15 protein-coding genes and 1 pseudogene are annotated in these 23952 nt (G+C 71.9%); 6 read left to right on the forward strand and 10 right to left on the reverse strand.

Translation table 11 applies throughout. The annotated features are described in order from the left end of the window. Position 1: 1 nt before the first annotated feature. On the forward strand, positions 2-3808 hold the full coding sequence (locus tag U8525_RS20300; RefSeq protein ID WP_374267930.1) for a type VI secretion IcmF C-terminal domain-containing protein: 3807 nt from the start codon (positions 2-4) through the stop codon (positions 3806-3808). Beyond that, complete coding sequence (locus U8525_RS20305; RefSeq protein WP_374267931.1) at positions 3805-4308, forward strand: hypothetical protein; 504 nt, start codon at positions 3805-3807, stop codon at positions 4306-4308. Before U8525_RS20300 ends, U8525_RS20305 begins: the two co-directional genes overlap by 4 nt. A 114-nt stretch (positions 4309-4422) precedes the next feature. Here the strand turns inward: U8525_RS20305 and U8525_RS20310 are convergent, their stop codons facing one another. The 3 genes from U8525_RS20310 to U8525_RS20320 are packed head-to-tail and all read right to left on the reverse strand — an operon-like array spanning position 4423 to position 9165. Beyond that, positions 4423-6546, reverse strand: a complete 2124-nt coding sequence (locus U8525_RS20310) for a hypothetical protein (protein ID WP_374267932.1) — start codon at positions 6544-6546, stop codon at positions 4423-4425. Continuing rightward, the gene (locus U8525_RS20315) at positions 6543-8468 is read right to left on the reverse strand and encodes a hypothetical protein (RefSeq protein WP_374267933.1); all 1926 of its coding nucleotides are present in this window, start codon (positions 8466-8468) and stop codon (positions 6543-6545) included. Before U8525_RS20315 ends, U8525_RS20310 begins: the two co-directional genes overlap by 4 nt. Before the next feature lie 7 nt (positions 8469-8475). Beyond that, entirely contained in the window at positions 8476-9165 is a 690-nt protein-coding gene (locus U8525_RS20320; protein ID WP_374267934.1) for a hypothetical protein, read from the reverse strand. A gap of 160 nt (positions 9166-9325) precedes the next feature. Between U8525_RS20320 and U8525_RS20325 the strand changes: the two genes are divergently transcribed. Continuing rightward, complete coding sequence (locus U8525_RS20325; protein ID WP_374267935.1) at positions 9326-10165, forward strand: hypothetical protein; 840 nt, start codon at positions 9326-9328, stop codon at positions 10163-10165. Here U8525_RS20325 and U8525_RS20330 read toward each other — a convergent pair. Then, entirely contained in the window at positions 10162-11409 is a 1248-nt protein-coding gene (locus U8525_RS20330; RefSeq protein WP_374267936.1) for an SLC13 family permease, read from the reverse strand. The two genes, U8525_RS20325 and U8525_RS20330, sit on opposite strands and share 4 nt — an antisense overlap. Before the next feature lie 184 nt (positions 11410-11593). Here U8525_RS20330 and U8525_RS20335 point away from each other — a divergent pair, with 184 nt between their 5' ends. Continuing rightward, complete coding sequence (locus tag U8525_RS20335; RefSeq protein ID WP_374267937.1) at positions 11594-14014, forward strand: DEAD/DEAH box helicase; 2421 nt, start codon at positions 11594-11596, stop codon at positions 14012-14014. Positions 14015-14030: 16 nt separating this feature from the next. After that, on the forward strand, positions 14031-15668 hold the full coding sequence (locus U8525_RS20340; RefSeq protein WP_374267938.1) for a ribonuclease H-like domain-containing protein: 1638 nt from the start codon (positions 14031-14033) through the stop codon (positions 15666-15668). On the opposite strand, the gene U8525_RS20345 is transcribed toward U8525_RS20340, so the two are convergent. The 3 genes from U8525_RS20345 to U8525_RS20355 all read right to left on the reverse strand — a co-directional run bounded on the left by U8525_RS20345 (position 15669) and on the right by U8525_RS20355 (position 17831). Beyond that, on the reverse strand, positions 15669-16073 hold the full coding sequence (locus U8525_RS20345; RefSeq protein WP_374267939.1) for a hypothetical protein: 405 nt from the start codon (positions 16071-16073) through the stop codon (positions 15669-15671). Further along, positions 16070-17062 carry a hypothetical protein gene (locus tag U8525_RS20350; RefSeq protein ID WP_374267940.1) on the reverse strand — a complete coding sequence of 331 codons (993 nt, stop codon included), beginning with the start codon at positions 17060-17062 and terminating at the stop codon, positions 16070-16072. Before U8525_RS20350 ends, U8525_RS20345 begins: the two co-directional genes overlap by 4 nt. Before the next feature lie 109 nt (positions 17063-17171). Continuing rightward, positions 17172-17831, reverse strand: coding sequence for an acetyl-CoA carboxylase biotin carboxyl carrier protein subunit (locus tag U8525_RS20355; protein WP_374267974.1), 660 nt, complete (start codon positions 17829-17831; stop codon positions 17172-17174). A gap of 270 nt (positions 17832-18101) precedes the next feature. Between U8525_RS20355 and U8525_RS20360 the strand changes: the two genes are divergently transcribed. Then, positions 18102-19433 carry an OmpA family protein gene (locus tag U8525_RS20360; RefSeq protein ID WP_374267941.1) on the forward strand — a complete coding sequence of 444 codons (1332 nt, stop codon included), beginning with the start codon at positions 18102-18104 and terminating at the stop codon, positions 19431-19433. Positions 19434-19594: 161 nt separating this feature from the next. On the opposite strand, the pseudogene U8525_RS20365 reads toward U8525_RS20360, so the two are convergent. The 3 genes and pseudogenes from U8525_RS20365 to U8525_RS20375 all read right to left on the reverse strand — a co-directional run. Next, positions 19595-20536: pseudogene (locus tag U8525_RS20365) on the reverse strand (STM4012 family radical SAM protein); the annotation flags it as partial. A gap of 359 nt (positions 20537-20895) precedes the next feature. Further along, positions 20896-22290 carry a hypothetical protein gene (locus U8525_RS20370; protein WP_374267942.1) on the reverse strand — a complete coding sequence of 465 codons (1395 nt, stop codon included), beginning with the start codon at positions 22288-22290 and terminating at the stop codon, positions 20896-20898. A 223-nt stretch (positions 22291-22513) separates the two neighbouring features. Next, positions 22514-23941 carry a hypothetical protein gene (locus U8525_RS20375; protein ID WP_374267943.1) on the reverse strand — a complete coding sequence of 476 codons (1428 nt, stop codon included), beginning with the start codon at positions 23939-23941 and terminating at the stop codon, positions 22514-22516. Between the last annotated feature and the right edge of the window lie 11 nt (positions 23942-23952).

Raw genomic sequence — 23952 nt, forward strand, 5'->3', positions numbered from 1 at the left:
CGTGGGCGCGCTCCAGTCCATCGTGGCGGCAGTGAAGGCACACTGGGTGCTCGTGTTGGGCATCGTGGTGGTGCTCACTGCCGTGGGCGTGGGCGTGGCGGTGTGGTGGCGCAAGCGGCAGCGCGGCCCGTCGGTCGCGGGGGAGCAGCGGCCGCTGTCGTCGGGGCAGCTGCTGGCGATCCGCAAGGCGTTCCTGTCGAAGCTGCCGTGGCGCTTCCGCGCGTCCGTGCGGGACTTCCCCACGCTGGTGGTGATGGGGCCCGCGGGCAGCGGCAAGTCGGACCTCATCGAGGCGGAGGTGGACTGGCAGCGGCAGCAGCGCCAGTTCATGCCCAGCCACACGGACGACCCGCTCCTCAAGGTGTTCCTGGGGCCGGAGGTCGTGGTGCAGGAGCTGGCCGCGCCCGTGCTGGAGGACGACTCGCACCACGCGCGGCGCGCGCTGCGCCGGCTGTGGAGGGCCACCTTCGGGCGCCGGCATGTGGGCCGGGCCGTCATCGTCCTGAAGGCGGGCTGGCTGCTGGAGACGTCTCCGGACGAGCAGAAGCGCGTCACCCAGCTCCTGCGCGGCAAGGTGAACCTGCTGTCGGAGGTGTGCCAGTCGCCCGTGGAGACGCGGCTGGTCCTCACGCACATGGACACGCTGGACGGCTTCGCGGACTTCGCGCAGCTGCTCCGCAAGAACGGCGTGCCGCTGGAGCTGGAGGTCCCGCCGCCCGGCAGGGAAGGGGAGCTGGGGGAGGCGCTCCAGCCCATGGAGAAGTACCTGGCGCTGGGGCTCACCTCGCTGTCGCCGGACGCGTTCGAGCGGCTGGCGTCGTTCTACTCGCGCGGCGGCGAGGCGTTCGCGGCGCTGGGGCGCTTCGTGGCCACGCTGATGGAGGGCGGGTCGCTGACGTTCCCGCTCCACCTCAAGCGCGTCTACCTCTCGTCGAGGGGGACGGACGCCCAGCCCACGGGCGCGCTGGCGGTGCGGGCGGATCAACCGGCGGAGCTGCTCGCCAGGGACTACCGCTGGATGCACCTGCGCCGGTGCGCGGTCATCCTCGCGGTGGGGTGCCTGCCGGTGCTGCTGGCGTATGGGCACTTCTACCAGCTGCTGATGCGCGCGCAGGACAAGCTGGACGCGTTCCAGGTGACGGTGCAGCGGCTGGAGGAGCGCAACCAGAGCGTGTCCGGCTCCGTCGTGGAGTCCCAGACGAACGACGCGGTGCGGGCGATGGAGGACCTATGGGGCGCCACGCGCTACTGGCCTCCGCTGACCCACAGCTTCAAGGACGAGTGGGAGGAGCTGCGGGCGCGGCTCGCCCGCAGCATCCGGATGTCCTACCTGAAGCCGATGCTGGAGAGGTGTCAGGACCAGTGCCGGCGCTGCGCGAGCCAGATTCCCGGCTGCCAGCCCGCGCCCGTGTTCACCGGCCGCGGCACGCGCGCCACGCCGCTGAACCCGGCGCCCTCGGGGGATGACAGCTGCCACCTGGAGACGCTGTGCCGGCCGGAGCAGGCGCTCTACACGCTGGGCGTGCTCTACGCCTCGCGCAACGAGGACCTGGGCCAGTTCGTGGTTCGCAGCGTGCACGGGGCGCACAAGAAGCAGCTGGGCTGGACGGTGGAGGCCTTCGGCATGAGCCTGGCCGGCGCGGACCAGGAGCCCAACTGGCTGGACGACATGGGCCTCGCGGAGCCGATGATCGCCAACTACGTCATCGCCAGCGACAGGCCCTTCGACGAGGACGTCCCCTGGACGCGCTGGCCCTACGGGTGGCTGACGATGGACGGCCTGCTGGGGCCGTGGCGCGAGCACTTCACGCAGCTGCAGGACGTGCTGGCCGCGAAGGAGCTGGACCTGGCCCGGTGGGCCGCGCTGGCGGACGGCCGCGAGCGCCTGCGCACCTCGCTGGCGCAGAGCGCGCCGTACAGCTCCGCCCGCAGGGTGATGGACCTCATCAACGCGTCGGACGCGGAGCCGGACGCCAGCCAGCTGAAGGGCGTGGGCAGCCTGCTGGACTCGCTGGACTGGCTGCGCCAGAACCGCCAGACGCTGGAGGCCATCCTCCGCATGGAGGACGAGGCGGACGCCGCCCTGCGCGCCGCGGCCCGCATGACGCCCGCGGAGCTGCTCACCCGCGCGGACGGCCTCTTCGCCCCCAGCGACGGCGACGCGCGCTACCAGGTGGAGGTCCTCCGGCGCGACTTCGAGTTCCGCCCCCTGGACGTGTCGCGGCAGCTGCTGAACAAGGTGCTGCGCACGCTGAAGGAGACGGGCCGCACGCCGTTCGCCGCCGACTCGTTCAACCCGGGCACGGGCGAGACGACGTCGGAGGTCGCCAACGAGGGGATGGGAGACGACGACACGGAGTTCGCCAGCGGGCAGGCCCCGGTGGTGGGCCGCGTCCTGGGCAAGGCCGCCTTCGACGCGCAGCTGGCACCGCTGGTGGACGAGTTCACCACGCGGCTCGCCAAGTCGAGCCTGTCTCGCGAGGAGGCCGTGGAGCGCGCGGCCTTCGTGCAGGGCAAGGTGCAGACCTTCGCGAAGCGCTACGGCCAGGACCTCTACGCGACGTACCGGGGCTACCGCTTCCGCACCTCACCGCGAGGCTCGCTGGCCAGCGACCTGTCCGTGCTGCTCCAGCCGTCGTCGCCGCTGGAGGCGATGCTGCGCGACGTGGCGGCCCGCGCCGGCGTGGGCCCGCTGGAGAGCGAGTACTACGCGCCCATGCGCGACGCGGTGGCGCCCTTCAAGCCGGTGGTGCAGTTGATGACGCCGGACAAGAACGGCGCCTTCGCGGAGCTGGCGGCCTACACCACGCTGGTGTCGCAGCTCCAGCAGGAGCTGTCCGGGGTGAAGCCCGCGGCGGCGCCCAGGGACCCGGCGGCGCCTGGGGCGGCGACGGCGTCGTCGGCGGGCTCGCAGCTGGCGGAGATGCTGTCTCCGGTGGGGCGGGTGGCGCTGAGCATGCTGCTGGAGGAGGAGGACTCGTACCTGCGCCGGGTGGACGCGTGGCTGGATCAGCACGGCCTGGTGGGCGAGTTCCGGGCGCCGTTCCGCCAGCCCTTCGTCGTCGTGCGCAACCGGGGCCGCGCGGAGCTGGAGCGCGTCATCGCGGAGCAGTGGACCTACCAGGCGCGCCGCACGCTGGATCCGCTGGTGAAGCGCTACCCGTTCAACCCCAGCGCGTCACAGGAAGTGGACCCGGTGGAGCTGGAGGTGCTGCGCCGCAAGGACGGGGCCTTCTGGGGCTTCGTCACGCAGGTGCTGTCGCCGGTGGTGGAGGAGCGCGGCACGGACTGGTCGCTGCGCTATCCGCTGAAGTCCCGGCTGCTGTTGCCGCCGCGCATGCTCCACGCGCTCGGGCAGCTGGGCCGCCTGTCGAAGCTCCTGTGGGATGACGAGGGCAAGCCGCGGCCCATCGCGATGCAGGTGCGCCCGCTGCCGCTGCCGGCGGCGCCCACGCCGGACAGCTTCGTGACGCTGTCGTACTTGAAGTGCGGTGGGGCCGCGTCGTTCGGCTTCAACCAGCGGCCCGCGTGGGGGGACTTCCCCCTGAGCTGGTGGAGCCCGCAGCCGTCGTCCATCGGCGTGGAGCTGCGCTCGCCGTCGAAGGATGGGAAGCGCTACCGCTCCATGGAGATGTCCGAGTCGTCGTGGAACTGCTTCCGCCTGCTGGAGTCCGCCACGCTGACGGACCAGTCCAACGTGGTGTGGGTGCTGCCGGGGCGCGGCCTGGCGGCGAACGAGAAGGTGCTGGAGATCAGCTTCGGGTTGCGCGGCGAGCCATGGGCGCCATTCCGTGGGGTGGTGCCATGAAGGGCAGAGGCGTGAGGCTGGCGGCGGGGCTGGTGACGGCGATGGTGGCGGGCAGCTGCGCGGCGCCCAGCCTGACGGTGAACGTCAGGGCGCCGGCGGGCACCAACCAGGGCCGGCCGCTCTACATGCTCATCCGCACGGTGTCGAAGACGTCGATGACGGAGGGCTACGCGGACGTCGCGGCCAAGGTCATCAGCCCGGACGACTCCGTGCTCCAGACGGTGGTCATCTACCCGAGCCGCTCGAAGCAGGTGAAGGTGCCCCTGCCGCCAGAGCAGGCGGTGGCGGTGAGCTTCCTCTTCACCACGCCCAACGGCGCGTGGCAGGCGCTGCTGGACGTGCCGGTGCCCAAGACGGTGGACATCGAGCTGCAGGAGAGCCGCATCCGCACGGACCTGCCCAAGAGCGTGCCCGCGCAGGAGTCCACGCCGGAGGTCCCCAAGGCTCCGGCGGCGCCCAAGGCCCCGGAGCCGCCGGTCTCCGTCGCCTCTCCCAAGTAGGAGCGGTCCAGGGGAATTGCTTCCGGGTCGAATCCTGGCCGCTGGAGGCGGGAGCCCGCCCGCTGGCCCAGCACCGGTCGTTCGAGCAGCCGGAGCTCCCCATCAGGCAATCGGCTAGGACGCGAGCGCGTCCAACTGGGGACCCAGCGCGTTGAGCGCGGAGGTCACTCGGCTGTTCGCCGCGGTCACCGGCTTCGCGAAGGCGCCTGCCTGGAGCTGGGCGCCGATCGCGTCCAGCGGGGAGAGGAGCTGTGGCTTCTGTCCCGTGGCCTGGGTGGAGACGGCGTCCACCTGCGTCTCGGCGCCGGACCTCTGGCCCTCCGCGCGCCGCTGGAAGGCCGCCAGCGCCGAGTCCGCCTGGGTGGTGAGGGACGTCTCCGCGCTGGCGCGAGCCGTCTCCAGTGACGTCAGCCCGGTCGTCACGGACGCATTCGTGGCGCCCAAGTGCGAGTCCAGCCGGCCCTTCGCGGCCGTCACCTGGCCCTCGGCGGTGTCGCGTGCCGCCTGCATGGCCTGCACCGCCGCGTCGATGCCGGAGCCCACCTGGGCGTCCAGGGCCTCCAGGCGCTCGGGCACCTGCGTGTCCAGCGGTGTCACCCGCGCGGCCACCTGATGCTTCATGGCCTCGATCTGCCGCACGCCCTGGTCCTTCACGGTGCCGATCTGCGTGACGGCCGCGGCGATGATCTGCCCCACCTGGGCCTTGGCCTGCTCGATGCCCTGGAGGATGGACTCGGTGAGCGTGCCCATCTGCGTCACGGCCTGGGTCGTGGCCGTGTCGATCTGCGTCTGTGCCTGGGTCTGCACCGTCTCCACCTGCGAGACGATGGTCTTCTGCACGGCCTGGAGCTGGGGGCCCACCTGCGAGGAGAGGGTCCCGAGCTGCGTCGTGATCTGCCCCACCACCTGGCTGATGCCCTGCACCGCGGGGCTCACCAGCGGCTTGGGCAGGTCCGCGGCAGGGATGGCGTCCAGGAGGCCCATGGCCCGCTCCAGCAGCGACTCCAGCGAACCGACGATCTGCTGGAAGAGGGTCTGGAGCTGCTCCAACAGCTGCGGCAGCGACTCGAACAGCGCCATCACCTGCTGCTTGAGGTCGCTGATGGTCGCGACCAGCGAGTCCAGCGTGGTGAAGGCCGCGTCGAGCGTCGCCTTCAGCGGCGCCTTGACGGTCTCCACCGCCGTGAGCGCGCCCTTCACCAGGCCGTCGATGGTGCCGCTCACCGTGTTGATGGCGGTCTCCACCTGCTCCTGCACCTGGTCGATGAGCTTCTCCACCGCTGTCAGCGACGCGGTGACGCTGGCCACCTGGCCGGCGATCGTCCTGCCCAGCGTGTCCAGCGCCCCGTCCGCCTGCGCCTTGCCGGTCGTGAGCGACGGGGCCACCTGCGTGTCCAGCGGATCCACGATGCCGGCGGCCGTCGCGGCCGCGGCCATCAGCTGATCCACCAGCGACTTTCGCTGCCCCTCCAGCGCGGCCTGCTGTTGCTGGTGGGCGTCCATCGTCGTCGTGCCCGCGTCGAGGAGCTCCTGGTGCAGCGCCGCCAGCGCGCTCATGGGATCCTTCACCGCGCCGTCCAGCGTGGAGGTCAGCTGCGCGCCTTGGCCCGTCGCCGCGTCGCGCGAGGTGGCCAGCCGCACCAGCACCGCCGCCAGCGCCGCCGCGATCGTGGACCCCACGCCGGTGAGGTCCTGCGTGAGCTGGGAGCGCGTCTGGTCGATGAGCGCGTAGCCCTGCGCGCGGCGGGCCTCCGTCTCCTGCTTGGAGCCCTTGCGCTTCGCGAGCTTCGCGTCGAAGGACTTCCGATCCGCGTCGCACTGCTGGGCCACCTGCTGCTGGAGCGCGGTGAGCTGCCCTTGCGACGCCTCCGCGGAGGACTTCGCCTGGGCCTCCAACCCCTGGCTCTTCGCCGTGGCCTCCTGGCCCAGCGCCTCCACCTTCGTGCGCGCCGTCTCGCTGGAGGCGGCCAACGCCTGCTGGTGGCCCTTCACCTGCGAGGCCAGCGCCTGGAAGCGAGGGGAGGGGTCCGTCAGCGTCAGGTTCGCCGCGTTCACCCGCGTGAGCAGCGCGCCCAGCGTCGCGCTGATGGAGGGGCGCAGCGCGCCGACCTGCTCCACGACCCCCTGGGCCAGGGCCTCCACCTCGCCCTTCGCGGTGGCGAGGCGCGGCGCGACGCTGGAGCCGAAGCCCTCCACGGCCGCCTTGTGCTTCGCCACGGTGGCGCGCAGCTCCTTCATTTCAGCCCCGCGAGCGCGGCCTTGGCTTCAGCGGCGGCGCCGGAGAGCGCGCCCGTCTGCCCGTCCAGGCCGTCGAGCGCGCTGGTGAGCTGGGCGCGGGCTTCGCCGGCCTTGCCCTTCACCTGGGCCTCCGCGGCGGAGAGGGCCGCGCCCGTCTCCTCCGCCGCCGCGTTCAGCTTCGCGTTCACCGCCGCCGAGGATTCCTTGTACGCCGCCGTCGCGTCGCTCACCGCGCCGTCCACGCCCGCGGTGAGGTCGCCCTTCGCCGTCTCCACCTGCGGCGTCACGTCATACGTGGGCGTGGTGGTGGCGCCGCCGGGGTTCTCCTTCGTCTGGATGAGGAGGTGCCCTTCCGACAGGCGGATGACCTCCGTGTCGTTGGCGTTCACCCGTCCCAGGTTCCACACCGGCTTGTTGTCCTGGAAGTCGTGCGTGAGCGCCGTCTGGTTCTCTCCGTTCTTGCCGAAGAGGAGCTGATCGCCCTGGCTGTCCTGGGGCATGCGCACGCCCTCGCCCCAGTCCAGGAAGCGGTTCAGCTCCGCGTGGTCGAAGTGCAGGGCCACCAGCGCCCGCTCGTTCTTGTACGGCGGGAAGTAGAACGTCCCCGGGAAGTGGCCGGGCTCCGCCGGCACGCTCACCGTCTTGTTCCAGAGCGGAATCGTCACCCGGTAGTTCGTCACGGACGTCTTCTCGTCATCCACCTGGAGGTAGATGCGGTCCGAGGCCTCGCCGCCGGGGCTGTGCACCTTGCCCTCGACGTAGATGGGGTAGCGGGGCGGGCGGTACGCGGGCAGCTCCGGCACCGGATCCGACTTCAGCTCCAGCAGCATGGACAGGGTCAGGGTGAAGCCCTGCATCGTCTCCTGCTGGCCGTCATGAGGCCCGGCCTGGAGCCCCACGCCATCGAAGGCCAGCTCCGCCACACGGTGCTCTTCCCCCAGGCCCGTGAGGTCCGGGCTCCACCGCTCGCCGTCCAGCTTGAGCAGCGCCCCCGGGTGCATCGCGATGGGCGGCACGTCGAGGAACGTCAGCCGCAGGCGCCGCTTGCGCACGCGCAGGCGCTCCTTCTCCAGCGACTGGCGCTGCTCCGCCACCGCCGCGATGGGCGTGCGCACCAGCACGTCGTGCTGGATGCCCGCCACCTCCTGGGATTGCTCCAACGCCACGGTGGTCGCCCCGGCCCCGAAGCCGTTGAGGACCCGCGTGGCGTGCCGGATGACGGGCGGCAGCTCCACGTCCACCCGCGCCACGTGCTTGCCGCTGAGCCCGGTGACGGAGCCCGTGGCCGGCTTCTTCGCGGAGAGGGTGTACGTGTCCTGGGGGCTGTCGTAGGTGAGCACGCCGCCGCGCGTGTCCACGTACCAGAGGACGAAGTCGTAGAAGCTCGCGGCCGGGTGGTCGTCGCCGAGGCCCAGGCACACCAGCGCCTGCTTCGCGTCCAGCGCGTCCCAGTCGTAGGTGAGCTGGAGGCCGCCGGGCTTGTGCGCGTCCAGCAGCTCCGACAGCTTCTTCGCCGTGTGCAGCTCCACCGGGCGGTGCTGCCTCCAGAGCACCCGCGCGGCGTCCTCGAAGGTGACGGTGTACTGGCGGAAGGCCACCGCCACGGAGTCCTTGGTGCCGTGCGCGGTGCCGCTGACGCGCTTCTCCGTGACGAGGCCCTGCACCACCAGCGGCGCGGGCGGCGGGTCGAAGACGCCGGACAGGGCCAGCCGCACGCGCACCAGGTCCGGCTTGCAGAACGCGGTGAACAGCGCCGCGTCCGCCTTCTCCAGCGCGGTCCAGAACGTCAGCTCGCAGCGGAAGCCGGTGGGCGTCATCCGCAGCGAGAAGTCCTTCACCTGGCCGCCGGGGATGGCGAACGCCTGCTCCCCGGCGGTGACGCTCAGCTCCAGCTTCAGCTTGTCGGAGAAGGGGAGCGCCATGCCGTGGTCACCGGGCCTTCGCCTGGACCTCCTCGCGGGTCAGCGCGCCTCGGGCCTCCAGGGCGTCCATCATCGCGCGCATCACGCGGGCCTGCTGCGCCACCATGCGCTCCAGGTCCGAGACCTGCTGCGTGAGCGCCTCCACCTTCGACGCCAGCTCCGCGTCGCGCACCACCGGCGGCGGCGTGGGCGTCCGCGGCGCCGCGGCGGCCTCCGGCTGCTGGGGCGGGGCCAGCTCGAAGGTGGCCTCCTCCAGGCCGAAGCTCAGCGGCGTGGCGGCCGTGGAGGTGATCTCTCCGTGGTAGTGGTGCCGGATGGCGCGCTCGATGGAGGACGCGGTCGCCACCACCACCTGGAGCTTCTGGCCGGAGTGGAAGGCCAGCTCCTGGAGGGACTCCACGTTGGTGGGGTCCGACGTGGCCACGGTGAGCGTCTTGGTCGCGGGCTCGTAGGCGATGGGGAAGACGGTGTAGCGCTCGGCGATGTCCACGCGCAGCGCTTGGAGCGCGGACGGGATAGGGGCGTGCGTGTCCAGGTCCACGGTGGGGATGGCCAGCTGCCGAGACAGGGCATGCACCATGGAGCTCTCGTCCACGACGCCCATCTGCACCAGGGTGAGGCCCAGCCGGCCCCCCCACTTGCGCTGTTCAGCCAGCGCGGTGCGCAGCTGGGTTTCGGTGAGCAGGCCGGCGTCCATCAGGATCTCCCCCAACCGCCGCTTGCGGTTGGGGCCCGGGCCGGGAGGAACAGGAGGGGGAGGAGTCACGGCCGGGCAGCATATCAGCGCCGGACACTCCCCAGGCCTCCGGTGGGTCGCGAACAGGCCAGGCGGGCGGGGATGGGATAGCCTGGGCCTCATGGTGCGAAGCCGAAGCGTCCTTTTCGCGGCAGTCCTCGTGGCCTTCACCGCCGGTTGTGCCTCCCAGCGACTGTCCGGCGCGGACCTGGACCGGGTCCAGCGGCCCGCCTTCATCTCCCGCATCGAGGACGGCGCTGGCCCCAAGAGCCGCGTCTTCCAGGAGGACGACACCTACGCGGACAAGCTCAAGAAGCTGGAGCCCAAGGAGGCGGACCGCCGGCTCACCGTGAAGCTCCAGCAGGCGGTGACGCGCTTCGAGCTGTCTGAGCGCCTGCGCGTCACCACCCTGTCGCGCCTGCCGGAGGAGGCCCCCTGGACGGACACGGTGGACCCGGCCCGGGTGGCCTCCGCGCTGGAGAGCTTCCTCGTGGAGGAGGTGCCCGCCAACGCGCCGGACTATGACCTGATGGCCCCGCTGGGCGCGGACACCATCGTGGAGTTCGTCATCCAGGACTACGGCATGCGCAGCGACGACGGGCGCGCCGGGGCCTACCTCAAGGGATACGGGCGCATGTTCCGGCTGGACGGGCGCTCGGAGCTGTGGCGCCGGCCGTTCGACATGGACGGCGTGGAGCAGGGCGCCCCGCACCTGGATCCGTTCAAGGTCGGCAAGGAGCCGGAGCTGTTCCGCCTGGCCATGACGGAGCTGCTGGACAAGGTGGCGGACATGTTCGTGAAGGACCTGACGCCCAAGAACCGCAGGGGCTCGGTCCCCACGGGCAGCGCCGCGCCGGACACCGTGCCCTCCGCCGTCACCCCGGCGCTCGCGCCGGCCGCCGCGCCCACGCCGCCCGAGCAGCGGCTGCCCCCGGGCGAGCTGCCGGATCCGGATCCCTAGAAGAGGGCGTGCTCGGCCAGGAGGACGCCCAGGCCCACGGCGAAGCTGATCAGCGTCACGGGCACGCCCACGCGCAGGTAGTCCATGAAGCCCATGCGGACCCTGCCGCGCGCGGCCTCGAAGACGATGAGGTTGGCCACGCTGCCCACCAGCGTGAGGTTGCCCGCCAGCGTGGAGCCCAGCGCGAGCACGTGCCACGCCAGCTCCGGCTCCTGCATGGCCGGCACCCACGCGCGCGCGAGCATCACGAAGGGCACGTTGCTGAAGAGGTTGGACGCCACCAGCGTCAGCCCCGCGAAGCCCAGCGTCTCGCGCCACGGCGGCCCGGCCATCAGCGGGGAGAACAGGTGGCGGATCTCCTCCGCCCAGCCCGCCTTGTTCACCCCGTGCACGACGACGAAGAGGCTGGCGAAGAAGAGCAGCAGCACCCAGTCCACGCGCTCCAGCGCCTCGCGCGAGTCGTGCCCGGACAGCGTCATCACCAGCACGCCGCCCGCGAGCGCGCTCCAGCTCATGGGCAGGCCCGCGAAGAACGCCACCACCACGCCCAGCAGGCCGCCCAGCCCCAGCGTCAGCAGCCGGCGGTTCACCTCCAGCGGGGGCGGGTGCGTGTCGAAGCGCGCGGCCGGCAAGTCCCTGCGGAACAGGTAGAGCAGGGACACGGCGACGATGGCCGTGGACAGCAGGGCGGGCAGGGCCATGTACGCGGCGAACCGCGCGTAGCCCAGGCCGGACGCGCCCTGGATCAGCATGTTCTGCGGGTTGCCGGTGAAGGTGGCCACGGAGCCGCTGTTGCTGCCCATGCACACCGCGAGCAGGTACGGCGCGGGCGGCAGGCGCGCGTCCTCCACCACTGCCAGCACCAGCGGCGTGAGGAACAGACACACGGTGTCGTTGACGAGGAACGCGGACAGGAACGCGCTCACGAACGTCACGGCCGCCAGGAGCAGGCGGGGCGTGTGCGCAACCTTGAGGGCCCTGGCCCCCGCGGCGCGGAAGAAGTTCGCCTGCGCCAGGTACACGGCCAGCAGCATCATCCCCAGCAGGAGGACGAGCGTGTCCATGTCGATGGCCTGGCGGCCGCGCTCCGTGCTGTGGCCGAAGACCTCCGCGGGCGTGACGACCCCGGCGACGACCATCAGCGTGGCGCCCAGGAGCGCGCCTCCCGGACGGTCCAGCTTGATGAAGGGCAGCCGGACCCCGGCGATGAAGACGTACGTGAAGAGGAAGATCGCGAGCGCCACGGGCGCGGGACACTAGGGTCCGCTCCGGAAGCCCGTCGACGCCTCCCGAGGCCGCCTGTCCAGGAGCAAATCGTGCCGGCTACTGCCGGGCGCGAATGTGGGTGATGGGCCCCCAAAGGACCGCCCTGGTGGGTCCTGACGCGCGTTGTCCTTCCGGGTACACGTCTGTACAGTGTCCGGCCCTATGAAGCCCGAGAAGGAAACCGAGGCCTTCTCCGGCCCGCGCCGCACGCCGTGGTCGGGGGCTCGCGGGCTGGACGCCGTCCTCCAGGCCTGGAGGTCGGACCGACAGGTGTGGCGGAACCTCGTCCACGACGCGGTGACGCCGGCCCGCGCTGGCGTCTTCGCGCCGCTGCCGGAGGGGCTGTCCCCCCAGGTCCGGGAGGCGCTCCAGCGCCGGGGCGTGGAGCGGCTCTTCTCCCACCAGGCGGAGGCCTTCGAGCGGGCCCGGGCTGGGGAGAGCCTGGTCATCGCCACGCCGACCGCGTCCGGCAAGAGCCTTTGCTACAACCTGCCGCTGCTGGACCGCTTCGCGCGCGAGCCGGAGGCGCGGGCGCTCTACCTGTTCCCCACCAAGGCCCTGTCGCGCGACCAGGAGGAGTCCCTGCGCGCCTTCATGCGCGAGGCGGGCCTGGGCCACGGCGCCATCACCTTCGACGGCGACACGCCGGGGGACGCGCGCCGGGCGGCCCGGGAGCGCGCGGGCGTGGTGCTCACCAACCCGGACATGCTGCACACGGGCATCCTGCCGCACCACGCGAACTGGGCCCGGTTGTTCGCGAACCTTCGCTACGTGGTGATTGACGAGCTGCACACGTACCGGGGCGTCTTTGGTTCGCACCTGGCGAACGTGCTGCGGCGGTTGCAGCGGGTGGCCCGCTTCCATGGGGCGTCGCCCACGTTCATCCTGGCGTCGGCGACCATCGGCAATCCGAAGGCGCACGCGGAGCGGATGCTCGGGCGCGAGGTGGCGCTCGTGTCGGAGAGCGGGGCGCCGTCCGGCGAGCGCCGGGTGATGGTCTACAACCCGCCGGTGGTGAACGCGGAGCTGGGCATCCGCGCCAGCTACCTGAAGAGCGCGGTGCGGCTGACCGCGGACCTGGTGCGCGCGGGGGTGTCCACGCTGTTGTTCGGCCAGTCGCGCAACAACGTGGAGGTGATGCTCAAGTACCTGCGCGACCGGTTCATGGAGGAGAAGCTGGATCCGTCGCTCATCCAGGGCTACCGGGGCGGCTACCTGCCGGGCACCCGGCGCGCGACGGAGGCCGCGATGCGCGCGGGCGAGGTGCGCTGCGTGGTGGCCACCAACGCGCTGGAGCTGGGCATCGACATCGGCTCACTGGACGCGGTGGTGTGCGCCGGCTACCCGGGCTCTGTCGCGGCGCTGGCGCAGCGCTTCGGCCGCGCGGGCCGGCGGGGCATGGGGAGCCTGGCGCTGCTGGTGACGTCCAGCGCGCCGTTGGATCAGTACTTCGCGGCGGATCCGCGCGCCCTCACGGGGGCGCCGGTGGAGCACGCGCGGATTGATCCGGACAACGTGGAGATCCTCGTCCAGCACCTGAAGTGCGCGGCCTTCGAGCTGCCGTTCGAGGAAGGCGACGCGTTCGGCGACGTGCCGGCGGAGAGCACGGCCGAGGCGCTGGACTTCCTCACGCAGCACCAGGTGGTGCACCCGTCGCAGGCGCCGGAGGGCGGACGGCGGATGTTCCACTGGTCGTCGGACGCGTATCCGGCGCACCACGTGTCGCTACGCAGCGTGGGCTGGGACAACGTGGTGGTCATCGAGCGCGGCACGGACAAGACGCTGGCGGAGATGGACTTCCGGTCCGCGCACACGCAGCTGCACGAGCAGGCCATCTACCAGCACGACTCCGAGCAGTATCAGGTGGAGCTGCTGGACCTGGAGAACCACAAGGCGTTCGTGCGCAAGGTGGCGCCGGACTACTTCACGGACGCGATGACGAACGTGCGCGTGAGCGTCATCCAGGAGGACCAGGGCGCGCCGCTGGGGCCCGCGCTGCACGCGGGGCTGGGCGAGGTGTCCGTCATCGAGAAGGTGGTCGGCTACAAGAAGATCAAGTTCCACACGCACGAGAACGTGGGCTACGGCGACGTGCGCCTGCCGGAGATGCAGATGCACACGTCGGCGCTGTGGCTGACGGTGCCGGAGACGGTGGTGCGCTCGATGGAGGCTCCGAGGCCCGCGGTCATCGACGCGCTGCGCGGCCTGGGCTCCGCGCTGCGCACGGTGGCGTGCGTGGGGTTGATGAGCGACCCGCGCGACCTGGGCCGGACGCTGGGCAGCCGGGACGAGCCGGACGGCCCGCCGCGCAAGGACGGGGGCGTGGGCTTCGAGCCGACGCTGTTCCTCTACGACAACGTGCCCGGCGGCGTGGGGCTGGCGGCGCGGCTGTACGATCAGCGTGAGGAGCTGCTGCTGCGGGGGCGCAAGTTGCTGGAGTCGTGCCCGTGCGAGGATGGATGTCCGGCGTGCATCGGGCCCGCGGCGGGTGGTCCGCCGGGGAGCGCGCCGTCGGGATCGCATCCGCGCAAGCGGCTGGCGCTGGACCTGCTGGCGGCGCTCGGCGTCGCCGGGGTGCAGTGAGGAGCGCGGGCGCGGCATGGACCTGAAGCGCAAGCTGTCCCGACTCACCAGCGCGGGCCCCGGCAGCCAGGCTCGGGCGCCCGTGAGCACCGGGGGGGAGCCGCCGGCGGTGGCGGCGCGCACGCTGGTCCCGGAGGTGAACGGGGTCCCGCCGGTGGAGGAGGCGGGGACGACCACCCTCGCGGAGGTGCTGGTCCAGGCGCTGCGCAAGCGCCTGTCGATGGACGGCGAGGGTGCGCCCGAGCTCGACGCTCCCGAGGCCACGGCGGCGCGTGCGGGCGCTGCTCCAGCGGACAGCGAGGCCGGACGGCTCCGTGAGTCCTCGCGGGCGGACGGAGAGGCCGGGCAGAGCGGTGAGTCCCAGCGAGCGGACGGCCTCGTGGACCTGCGCGAGGAGGCGCGCCGCCGGTTCGCGGCGAAGCGCGGCGTCGTCGCGACGGGTGGCGCTTCGGATCCCCGGGTGGAGGCGCTGCGCCAGCTGCTGTCGTTCTGGGCGGAGCGTCAGGGAGCGGCGTCCGCTCGGAGGGCGGTGGCGCCGGTCCCGGAGCCCCGGGCGTTGCCGGTGGAGGCGCGTTCGACGCCGCATGGCACGGTGCACGTGGCCGAGCAGGTGTACTCGCCGGAACACCGTCACGGCACGGCGCCGGTGGCGGCGGCGCTCGACGTGGAGGCGCGGCTGGTGGCGGGGCTGGCGCTGCATCCGGCGCTGGAGGCGGTGGACTTCACGCGGATGCTGCTGCTGGACACGGAGACGACGGGGCTCGCGGGCGGCACGGGCACGGTGCCGTTCCTGGTGGGCCTGGGCTGGTTCGAGGAACGCTCGCTGCGCGTGCAGCAGCTCTTCCTGCGGCGCATGGGCGAAGAGGCGCCCATGCTGCGCCTGCTGGCCGAGCGCATGGCGTCGTCGTCCTGCCTGGTCACGTACAACGGCAAGAGCTTCGACTGGCCGCTGCTGCGCACGCGCTTCGTGCTGAACCGGGTGCCGGTGCCGAAGGAGCTGCCGCACCTGGACCTGCTGCACTGCGCCCGGCGCGTGTTCAAGCACCGGGGCGAGGGCGCGCGGCTGGTGCACCTGGAGTCGAAGGTGCTGGGGCATCACCGGGTCGACGACGTGGATGGGGCGCTGATCCCGGAGCTGTACTTCCGCTTCCTGCGAGGCGCGGACGGCTCGGAGCTGGTGCCGGTGCTGGAGCACAACCAGAAGGACCTGTTGCTCCTGGCGGCGCTGCTGGGTGACCTGGTGCGCCGCTTCCAGGCGGAGAGCCCGGAGCGGCAGGACCCGAGGGATCTGCTCGGCTTCGCGCAGGTGGCGGAGCGGGCAGGGGACGCGGAGCGGGCGCTGTCCTTCGCGAAGGCCGCCGCGGAGGGCGGGGGCCCGGTGGGAATCGAGGCGCTGATGCTGGCCTCACGCCTCTGCCGCCGCGCCGGTGACTGCGAGATGGCGGCGGTGCACCTCCAGCGGGCGCTCACGTTCGCGAAGCCCGGGCAGGGCGCGGCGCTGCACCTGTCCCTGACGAAGCTCTACGAGCACTCCCTCAAGGACCTGCCCCGGGCCCTGTACCACGCAAGGCTCGCGGCCCCCGTGGAGCTGCCCGAGGACCACAAGCTCCGCCTGGAGCGCCTGGAACGCAGGCTGTCGCGTCAGGGCGCCTGACTAGAACTGCCACTCCTGGTTCTTCTGCCCCAGGGCCGCGCGTGTCGCCGCCACGTCCTGCAGGGCCTTGAAGGGCGAAGCGTCGGCTAGCTTCACCACGGACTCCAGCACGGCCGAAGCCAGCTGCACGTTGTTGTCCTGGATGGCGCTGTCAAGCCGTTCAAAGAGCTGCCGGAAGTTCTCCTTGCGCTCGTCGAAGCTGCGGTCAAGGTAGTGCAGGAGCGTCTTGCGCATGGCGTGGATGTGCTCGACGTTCACCCGGGCATGCTCCCGCAGGCGCGTCTGCTCGGTCTGCTCCTTCGCGATGTCGCGAACGCACTCGGTGATGGTCAGGAGGCCCTGCATGACTTCGCCAATCCCCGCCGCGGACAACCCGCCCGTGGGGGTCAACTTCGCCGAGGTCATGCCGCCTCCGCTTGCAGAAGGCGACGGGTCTGCCCGATCAGCACCTCGAGCTGACCGTTGATGTCGCCGCCTTCGTTGAAGAGCGGGACGCGCATCAACTCACTCTCCGCCTTGACCAACTGCATGGCGATGGCGAAGCGAGCAAGATGCGAATCGTCCTCGGCACTGAAGTGGCCGGACAATGCCCAGAGGGACTCGAGTGCCACCTTCGCGCGCTGATCGAGCCGCTCGAGGACCGCGCTCAGCTCATCGACACGGACTCCCGCTCGCGCGAGCAGTCCGATGAGGGCTTCGATGTTCGCCACCTGCTTGTTCACTTCGCTCGCGTACGCCTCAGCCTTCGTCTTCGCCTTCTCGCCCTCACGAGCAAGGAGGAAACCGGCAACGGCCGCGGCGGGCGCCACCGCGATGCCTCCGAGGACCACCGCACCGCCCGCCATGCCAAAGCCTCCCGCCGCGAGGGAGCCTCCACCCAGCCAGGCCAGAAGCGCGCTGTTGGCCGCGGCCCCGGAGAGGCCCGACATGGCGACGCCGGTGCCCGCGGTGGCGAAGGTGGTGACGAGCCCCGTCGTCACGGCGCTCGCGCCGGCGCCCGTCATCGCAGCCGTGACGGCGCCAGAGATGGCGCCCCCTGCTTCGACATATTGCGCGGCGAACTGGCGCACCTCCTCACGGCTGACGCCAACCGTCCCCAGGCTCTCCAGTGCCGCGAGGCGCGCCCGCTGGTTCAGCTGTTCGAGGAAGTCGAAGAGGCTCCGGAACGTGGTGGTGACCACCCGGGTCTTCTGGGCCCCGAGTGCGTCGAGCTTCCCCTGCAATCCGCCGCGCGCTTCGTCGAGCTTCCCGGTCCACTGGCGATACCTGGCCTCCGCGGCCTCGCCAAGCGCATTGGCTTCGCGCATGGCATCAACACCGTCGTAGCCCTTCTTCGCTCCATATCCGAGGAGGCTTGCGAGTCCGAGCGCGACAGGAATGAGCGGCAGTGGCATGGGGAGCCTTTCCTTTCGGTTGGGTTCAACGCGGCCATGCTGCGGTTCCCGGGGCCACCTCCACAATCCCTCTGTGGGGGGAGGACAGGCCGACCCGGGCCATCAGTCTTTATGGCAGCGCATCCCGCAGCCCCGGGAACCACGAGACGAGCAGCCGCTGCGTCCCCAGCTTCACCGTGGCCCGGCCCGATTCGCCGTCCTGATACACGCGCTTCTTGCCGTCCCGCTCGTAGGTCCGGGATGGCACGTGCGCCCGGACCAGCACCGCTCCGTCCCGATAGGTGTCATCCCCGCGCCGCCGCGCCTTCGCGAACTGGAGCGATGCCTCCGGACCCTCCACCTGCTCGATGACCGTCTCGAGCGGGTGGGGCATGTTCGACGTCTGGAACGACAGGCTCATCCCCGGCGCCAGCTCCTGCCGGTAATCCTCCGGAAACAGCACGCTGAGCGACGGCAGCACGTTCCGGTTCAACACCGCCGCCACCGGCTGCCCCGCCTCCACCCGCGCTCCCTGCTTCACCGCCACCTGGCTCACGAGCGCCTCCAGGGGCGCCACCACCTCCGCGGGCCCCGTCGCCGTCTCCAGCCGCGCCACTACCTGCCCGGCCTTGACCGGCTGGCCCAGCCCCACGTTCACCGACATCACCTGCCCGGTGACCGGGGCTGGGAGGTCCACCCACTCGCCCTGCTGGAGCAGCACCGTCCCGCGTGCGACCCGGTCCACCCGCACCATCCCCGCCAGCACCCCCAGCGTCACCACCGCCCCCACCGCGCTCAAGGCCCACGCCCTCCGTGAGAAGCGGGACGTCGACGCGGGAGAGGCGGGGGCAGGCATCGGGGGAGACTCGGGCCGCGGATCCATGCGCCGCCGAGGATGATCCATCCCGGCCTCCCGACGCCAGGACTGGTTGGAACGCGGGATTCACAGGGAAGCCTTCAACCGGGCGCGGAAACTTGACGGGCACGCCTGCCTGCCCAGCCTACAGGGATGTATCCCTGCATCGTCCCGGGGCGCCTTGTGCCATGCTGTGTGCGCCTCGTGGATTCCTCCTTCCTCAAATCCGGGTCCCTGGTCCTCGCCGGACTCCTCGCGCCGGGCGCGTTCGCGGCCGAACCGACGCGCGAGGAGCTGGTGCGCGCGGAGCTGGAACGTCAGCTGCGCGACATGGTCCCCGAGTCCCCCGCGGAGGTGCAGGTGCTCTTCGCGGGCTTCAAACCCGAGGACGGCTACCGGCTCGTGGAGACCGACTTCCTCCTGGATGGCGAGCCGCTCGCCGTCCCGTCGCTGGAGGAGCTCAACGCGCCCGGCGTCCACCGGCTCGCGAACCTCAAGGTCGAACCCGGCGAGCACACCCTCGTCTCGCGCGTCACGTACACCAACGGCTCCTGGAGCCTGTTCAGCGAGACCAACGGCTTCCTCTGGAAGATCACCGCCTCGGTCGGCTTCCAGACCCAGCGCGGCCTGCGCGTCGTCGTGAAGGCGTCCCCCAGCGTCGTGCCCAACGCGCCGGATCCGCGCCTCAAGCTCAAGCTCTCCCACGCCGTCACCGCGGAGATGATCCAGCCGCTGAAGGACGAGCCCGCCGTCGTCGCCGCGCCGCCACCCGTGAGGCCGACCCCGGCCCCGGTGGATGCCGGCACCCCGGCGCACGTCGCCCAGCCCGCGGCGGTCCCGGACGCGGGCGTGAAGCCCTCGACGGTCATCGTCTCCGTGACGCCGCCGGTGGAGCGCCCGCCCGTGGCCCCCAGCCGCCTGCGCCTCCAGGTGACGTCCAAGAAGCCCACCTCCGCCATCGCCTTCGTGCGCGGCCCGGGCGAGCCGCTCAAGCTCACGGTCCCCACGGCCAAGAGCCGCAAGCCGCAGGATGTGGCGCTGGCCGCGGGCGCCTACACCGTGGACCTCATCGCCGAGGGCTTCCTCGCGCAGACGCGCCAGGTGGAGCTGTCCGCCGGCTCGGACGCGTCGCTGGCCTTCGCGCTGGTGCCCGCTCCCAAGGCCGCGAAGGCCGCCAAGGTGCAGGAGGGCCGCATCGAGCTGCCCGAGCCCCTGAGCTTCGAAGAGAAGAAGCCCGTGCCCGCGAAGTCCACGCTGTCCGGCCTGGACCTGGCGGTGGACCTGCTCGTGCGCGACCCGAAGGCCCGCCTGCGCGTCGAGGGCCACACCGACGCGCGCGAAGTCCCCGAGCCCGCTCGCCAGAGCCTCTCCGACGCGCGCGCCCGCGCCGTGGCCGACATGCTGATCCGCGCCGGCGTGGCCCCGTCCCGCGTGGAGGCCGTGGGCCTGGGCGACCGCAGCCCCAAGGCCCCCAACCTCATCCCCCGTGGCCGGGAGCTCAACCGCCGCGTGGAGCTGGTGCTGCTGCGTCCCTGAGCCTTGAGGTTGCCAGGGGGCTCCTCTAGCGTCGCGGGCGTTCTTCGCCGAAGGGACGCGCGATGCCTCGCTACGAGTTCACGGAAGGCAGCTCCAGCACAAGTTCTGGGAGATCACCCTGAAGGGCTCCACGGTGATCAAGCGCTGGGGCCGCATCGGCAGTGCACCGCGCCCGCGTACGAGCGCGCCCCCACGCCCAGGCCCACCATGCCGTCCTCCTGGCAGCGGTACACCGCGCCGCGAGCGGCCGGGGCGTGCGCCGCGCGGAACATCCGCATGGACACCTGCGTGTAGCCGCGCGCGAGGAGGAAGTCCCTGCCGGCCCGATAGAGCGACAGCCGCAGGTCGTCCCACGCACGCGACTTCTTCCCCAGGAAGGTGAGGGGCCGCACGTAGAGCGGGTAGAGGTACAGCTCCTCCGGCGCGTACCGGAGCGCCGCCTCCAGCGAGTGGAGGAACGTCTCCACCGTCTGCCCCTCGATGCCGTAGATGAGATCCAGGTTGAGGGTGGGGAAGCCCGCGCTCCGGAGCAGGTCCAGCGTGGCCTCCACCTGCGCCGTCTTCTGCGGCCGCTTCACGGCCGCGACCTCCGACTCCAGGAAGCTCTGCACGCCCATGCTCACCCGGTCCACGCCCCGGGCTTTCAGCACCGCGACCTTGGCCGCGTCCACCGTCTCCGGCGACACCTCCACGGACATGGGAACGTCGCCAGGGTCGACGCCCAGCTCCGCCGCCAGGTCGAACACCGTCTCCAGCCCCGCGACGTCCAGCAGGGTGGGGGTGCCCCCGCCCAACGCGGCCCGCGCGAACGTGGCCGACCCCAGCGCCTCCTTCACCCGGCGGGCCTCGCGCTTCAGCGCGGCGAGCCACGCCTGGACCACGTCCTCCTTCGGGCCCGCGGCGGTGAAGAGGTTGCAGAACCCGCAGCGCATCTCGCAGAAGGGCACGTGCAGGTAGAGGAACAGCGCGTCCCGCCGCTCCTTCGCCCAGACGTCCTCCAGCGGCAGCGCCGGCGTGAGCGGGCGGTAGGCCGTCTTGTGCGGGTAGCCGTTGTGATGGCCGCGCCCGGCCAGGCCCGTGACGAGGTCCGGCGCGTCCAGCACACAGGTGCTGGGGCCCGTCGTCTCGCTGCCCTCGAAGCGCAGGGCGAAGGGGCGCGGGTGGCAGCCCGGGGTGACAGGGGTGGGGAGGAAGCCCGCGAAGAAGGCCTGGTGCGCGGCGTAGGTGAAGCTCGCCGGGCTGTGCCGCTCCTCCCACCGGCCGCCGGGCAGCAGCGCGGCCAGGGTGGGGGTGCGGCCTGCTTCCAGCTCCTCCCGGGCCACGTCGTAGCGGAGCGTGTCCAACGTGAGGAGGAGCAGGTCGTGCGTGCCGACCAGGGCGTTCAGGTCATGCATGCGGACCGGCGGGGCGGGGAGGGGGCCTCATCGATGGGAGGTCCCATACCCCGCCCGGGACGGCGGGACTACGACATCGGCACGGTCTCGGCCGGGGGACGCGGCTGCGCGGGCGTCTGGGCCGGGGTCGGGGCGGCGGCCTCGGGCGGCAGGGACTCGAGCGGGCGGCGCGGGGCGTTGGGGCGCTGCGTGTCCACCGTCGAGTTGTAGAGCGTCGTGGCGAAGGTCTGCTGCCCGTTCGTGGACAGCGTGCGGAAGGCGCGGTCCAGCGCCTGCTGGCCGCCTTGCAGGCCCTGGCCCAGGGTGCGCTCCACCAGCGCGCGCGCCTGCTGCTCGTTGAGCCGCACCGTGTACGGAGCGCCGTTGGACGCCGCCGCGTCGTCGCTGGAGAACGCGCCGCGCGCCATGGCCGCCGCGTTCGGATCCGTGAAGGTCAGCTCGTAGCTGGTCTCCGCGGGCTGGCCGGGACGCGTGGTGGTGGTCGCCACCACGGAGTCGTTGATGGCCGTGCGCGCCCGGCCGTTGCCGTCCGCGCCCACCTGCATCTCCGTGGTCTGGGTGCTGCCCGCCACGTTGCGGTCCGTCTGGCGCACGGTCTGGTCGCCCGCGCCGTCCGCCGCGAGCCGCGTCTGGCGCTCGGTGGTGGCCACCTGTTGGCCCAGCACCCGGCCCTCGCGGTTCTGATCCAGCGTGTCCGTGCGCCGTACGTTGCTCACGCCCGGGCCGTTCTCGCGGGGAATCTGGCCGGTGCGCATGAACTCGTCGTAGGCCGCGCGGCCTTCCGGCGTGCGGATGTTGAAGTCCGCGGACTGGGTGTGCCCCAGGCGCTGATCCTGCCGGCCCTCCAGGCCGCGGATGTTGGTGGCGTCCCGCTGGCGGCCATCGCTGGTCACCGTGGCGCGCACCGTGTCCTCGGACGTGCGCTGCACCTCGTAGCGCTGCGTCTGGCTGCGGTCATAGGACGTGCTCAGCCCCAGCCGCTCGCCCAGCTTGCCCGGGCCCGCGCGCAGGCCCACGTTGAAGCCCGCCTGGCCCTGGACCTCCGCCCGGGCGCGGGTGCCCACCGGCCACGTCTCCGGGGCGCTCGGGTTGGGCAGCTGGCCGTTGCGGATGGCGTCCGTGGCGGCTTCGCGAGGCACCTCCACGCGCAGGCTGCCCTGCAGCCCGAACGAACCGCCCGCGTTCACCGTCCCCAGCCGCGTCGGCACGCCGCCCCGGGGCGTCGAGCCGCGATTGCCCACCTGGCCCTGGGCCTCCATGACGAAGTTGTCCCCCTCCATCCGCACCCGCGCGCGGCCCGAGGGGCGCAGCGCGGCGCCGGGCGTGAACGAGTCCCGGTTGCGCTCCGTCGCGGCCTGCTGAGCGGGCGCCTGCGTCTGCGGCGCGCTCGCCGGGCGAGTGGTGGGGACCGTCGACTGCGTCGGCTGGAACGAGGTGGGACGGTTCGGATTGATGGAAGTCATGTGTATTGAGTTTATCGGCCTCTCCGACCGAAGTGTTTCCACTCAGGGTGTAGGATTCGCGCTCCCGAATCCTGAGAGATTTCAGTGGCTTCCGCCCACTCAGGACCACCTGGGCCTACCTTGGGAGGACGCGCTCCCGGTCGCGGGCCCGGGCGAAGCTGCTGTCATCGAGCGCGGAGGTTGAAGCGCGGGCCCCAGGCGTCCGGAGCCCGCGCCGTCCTGGTCAGTTCTCGGGCTTCGCGGGGGCTTGCTGCCGCGCCACGGGCTTCGTGGCGCGCTGGAGGACGGGCAGGGACGGGCTCAGCGTGCCCAGGTAGAGGCGGCCGTGGAAGCCCGTCTCGCCCGGCGCGTCGAAGAGGGCCACCTTGCGCGGCGTCCCCGGCTCCTGGCGCGCTTCCGCCGCCGGGTTGATGCCGTGCACGTCGCAGTCCACCTGCTCCCAGACGTTGAAGCGGCAGGCGTAGTGCGCGCCGCGCGCGAAGCCCACGTCCAGCGCCCGCACCTGCGCGCCGGGCAGGGCGGTCGCGAGGCGGTGGCCCATGGGCTCGAACTTCGAATCCCAGGTCACGCCGCCCGTGCGCACGTGCACGTCGCCCGCGAGCACCAGCAGCCACGCGTCCGGGTGCTCCTTGCGGTAGGCCAGGAGGTTCTCCGCCATCTCGGCCTCTCGCGAGTTGCCCACCGCCTCCTTCGAGTCGAAGGCCACCACCGAGACGGCATGGCCCTGCGCCCGCAGGCGCCGCCCCGCCTCCAGCAGGTGGATGACGCCCGCGCTGCTGCGGCCGTCCTGGTCCACGCGGCGGAAGAAGCCGCTCAGCACCAGCAGCCGCTCCAGGTCCGCGTCGGTGCCGGAGCTCGTCAGGTATTCGTCCAGCGCGGTCTGATCCCCCGAGGGCACGGACACGGCCAGGGCCACCGGCAGCTTCTTCGCGGTGGCGTCGCAGAGCATCCGCGCGGCGGCGTCCGGCAGCTCGTGCGTTCCCAGGGGGTCCGCGACCAGCACGGTGCCCCCCTGCGTGAGCAGCGCGTCCACGCCTTCCACGGGCTCGCCGCAGCGGGGCTCCGCCTCCGGCACCTCCGGCGTCCAGCCCGCGACCTTCACATCACTCACCGGGATGGCGGCCTTGCCTCCCACCAGCTCCAGCGACGGCACCATCTCCAGCCTCGCCAGCAGCTTGCGCTCCAGGGGCAGGTCGCGGAAGCCGCGCCGCAGCTTGAAGCCCTCCATCTGCGGGACGGCCTCGAAGGTCTCGTGCGCGAACACCTCGCGGAAGTGGTTGTAGTAGTGGTCGTTGGCCCGCTGGCTGCCCGGCTCGGGCACCTGCTCCTCGACGGCGTCATCCGCCTCGCGGTACTGGAGCCGGTAGATGCGCACGAGGGACTGGCGCGGGCCCACCTCTTCGGGGCGCACCAGGTAGCGCTCGAAGGTGCGGTTGCCGCGCACGTTCACGCCGATCTCCCAGGACTGGGAGTACAGCTCATGCGTGGTGTTGTTCTCGAAGATGTCCAGGCGCTGCTCTTCCAGCAGGCGGCGCGCGACGAACATCGCCTCGTCCAGCGGCACCAGGTAGATGCGCTCCACGGTGGGGATGGGCTCCGTGTCCAGCGGATCCCCATCCAGCCCGCGCGACAGGCTCGCACACCCCGTCATGCACAGAAGTC

It is taken from the genome of Corallococcus sp. RDP092CA (assembly GCF_041903675.1).
Classification (GTDB): domain Bacteria; phylum Myxococcota; class Myxococcia; order Myxococcales; family Myxococcaceae; genus Corallococcus.

Bases quoted from the DNA above. Each gene is read 5' to 3' on its own strand.
- U8525_RS20305 (WP_374267931.1), top strand. From the start codon at position 3,805: ATGAAGGGCAGAGGCGTGAGGCTGGCGGCGGGGCTGGTGACGGCGATG.
- U8525_RS20310 (WP_374267932.1), bottom strand. From the start codon at position 6,546: ATGAAGGAGCTGCGCGCCACCGTGGCGAAGCACAAGGCGGCCGTGGAG.
- U8525_RS20315 (WP_374267933.1), bottom strand. From the start codon at position 8,468: ATGGCGCTCCCCTTCTCCGACAAGCTGAAGCTGGAGCTGAGCGTCACC.
- U8525_RS20320 (WP_374267934.1), bottom strand. From the start codon at position 9,165: ATGGACGCCGGCCTGCTCACCGAAACCCAGCTGCGCACCGCGCTGGCT.
- U8525_RS20325 (WP_374267935.1), top strand. From the start codon at position 9,326: ATGGTGCGAAGCCGAAGCGTCCTTTTCGCGGCAGTCCTCGTGGCCTTC.
- U8525_RS20335 (WP_374267937.1), top strand. From the start codon at position 11,594: ATGAAGCCCGAGAAGGAAACCGAGGCCTTCTCCGGCCCGCGCCGCACG.
- U8525_RS20340 (WP_374267938.1), top strand. From the start codon at position 14,031: ATGGACCTGAAGCGCAAGCTGTCCCGACTCACCAGCGCGGGCCCCGGC.
- U8525_RS20345 (WP_374267939.1), bottom strand. From the start codon at position 16,073: ATGACCTCGGCGAAGTTGACCCCCACGGGCGGGTTGTCCGCGGCGGGG.
- U8525_RS20350 (WP_374267940.1), bottom strand. From the start codon at position 17,062: ATGCCACTGCCGCTCATTCCTGTCGCGCTCGGACTCGCAAGCCTCCTC.
- U8525_RS20370 (WP_374267942.1), bottom strand. From the start codon at position 22,290: ATGACTTCCATCAATCCGAACCGTCCCACCTCGTTCCAGCCGACGCAG.
- U8525_RS20375 (WP_374267943.1), bottom strand. From the start codon at position 23,941: ATGACGGGGTGTGCGAGCCTGTCGCGCGGGCTGGATGGGGATCCGCTG.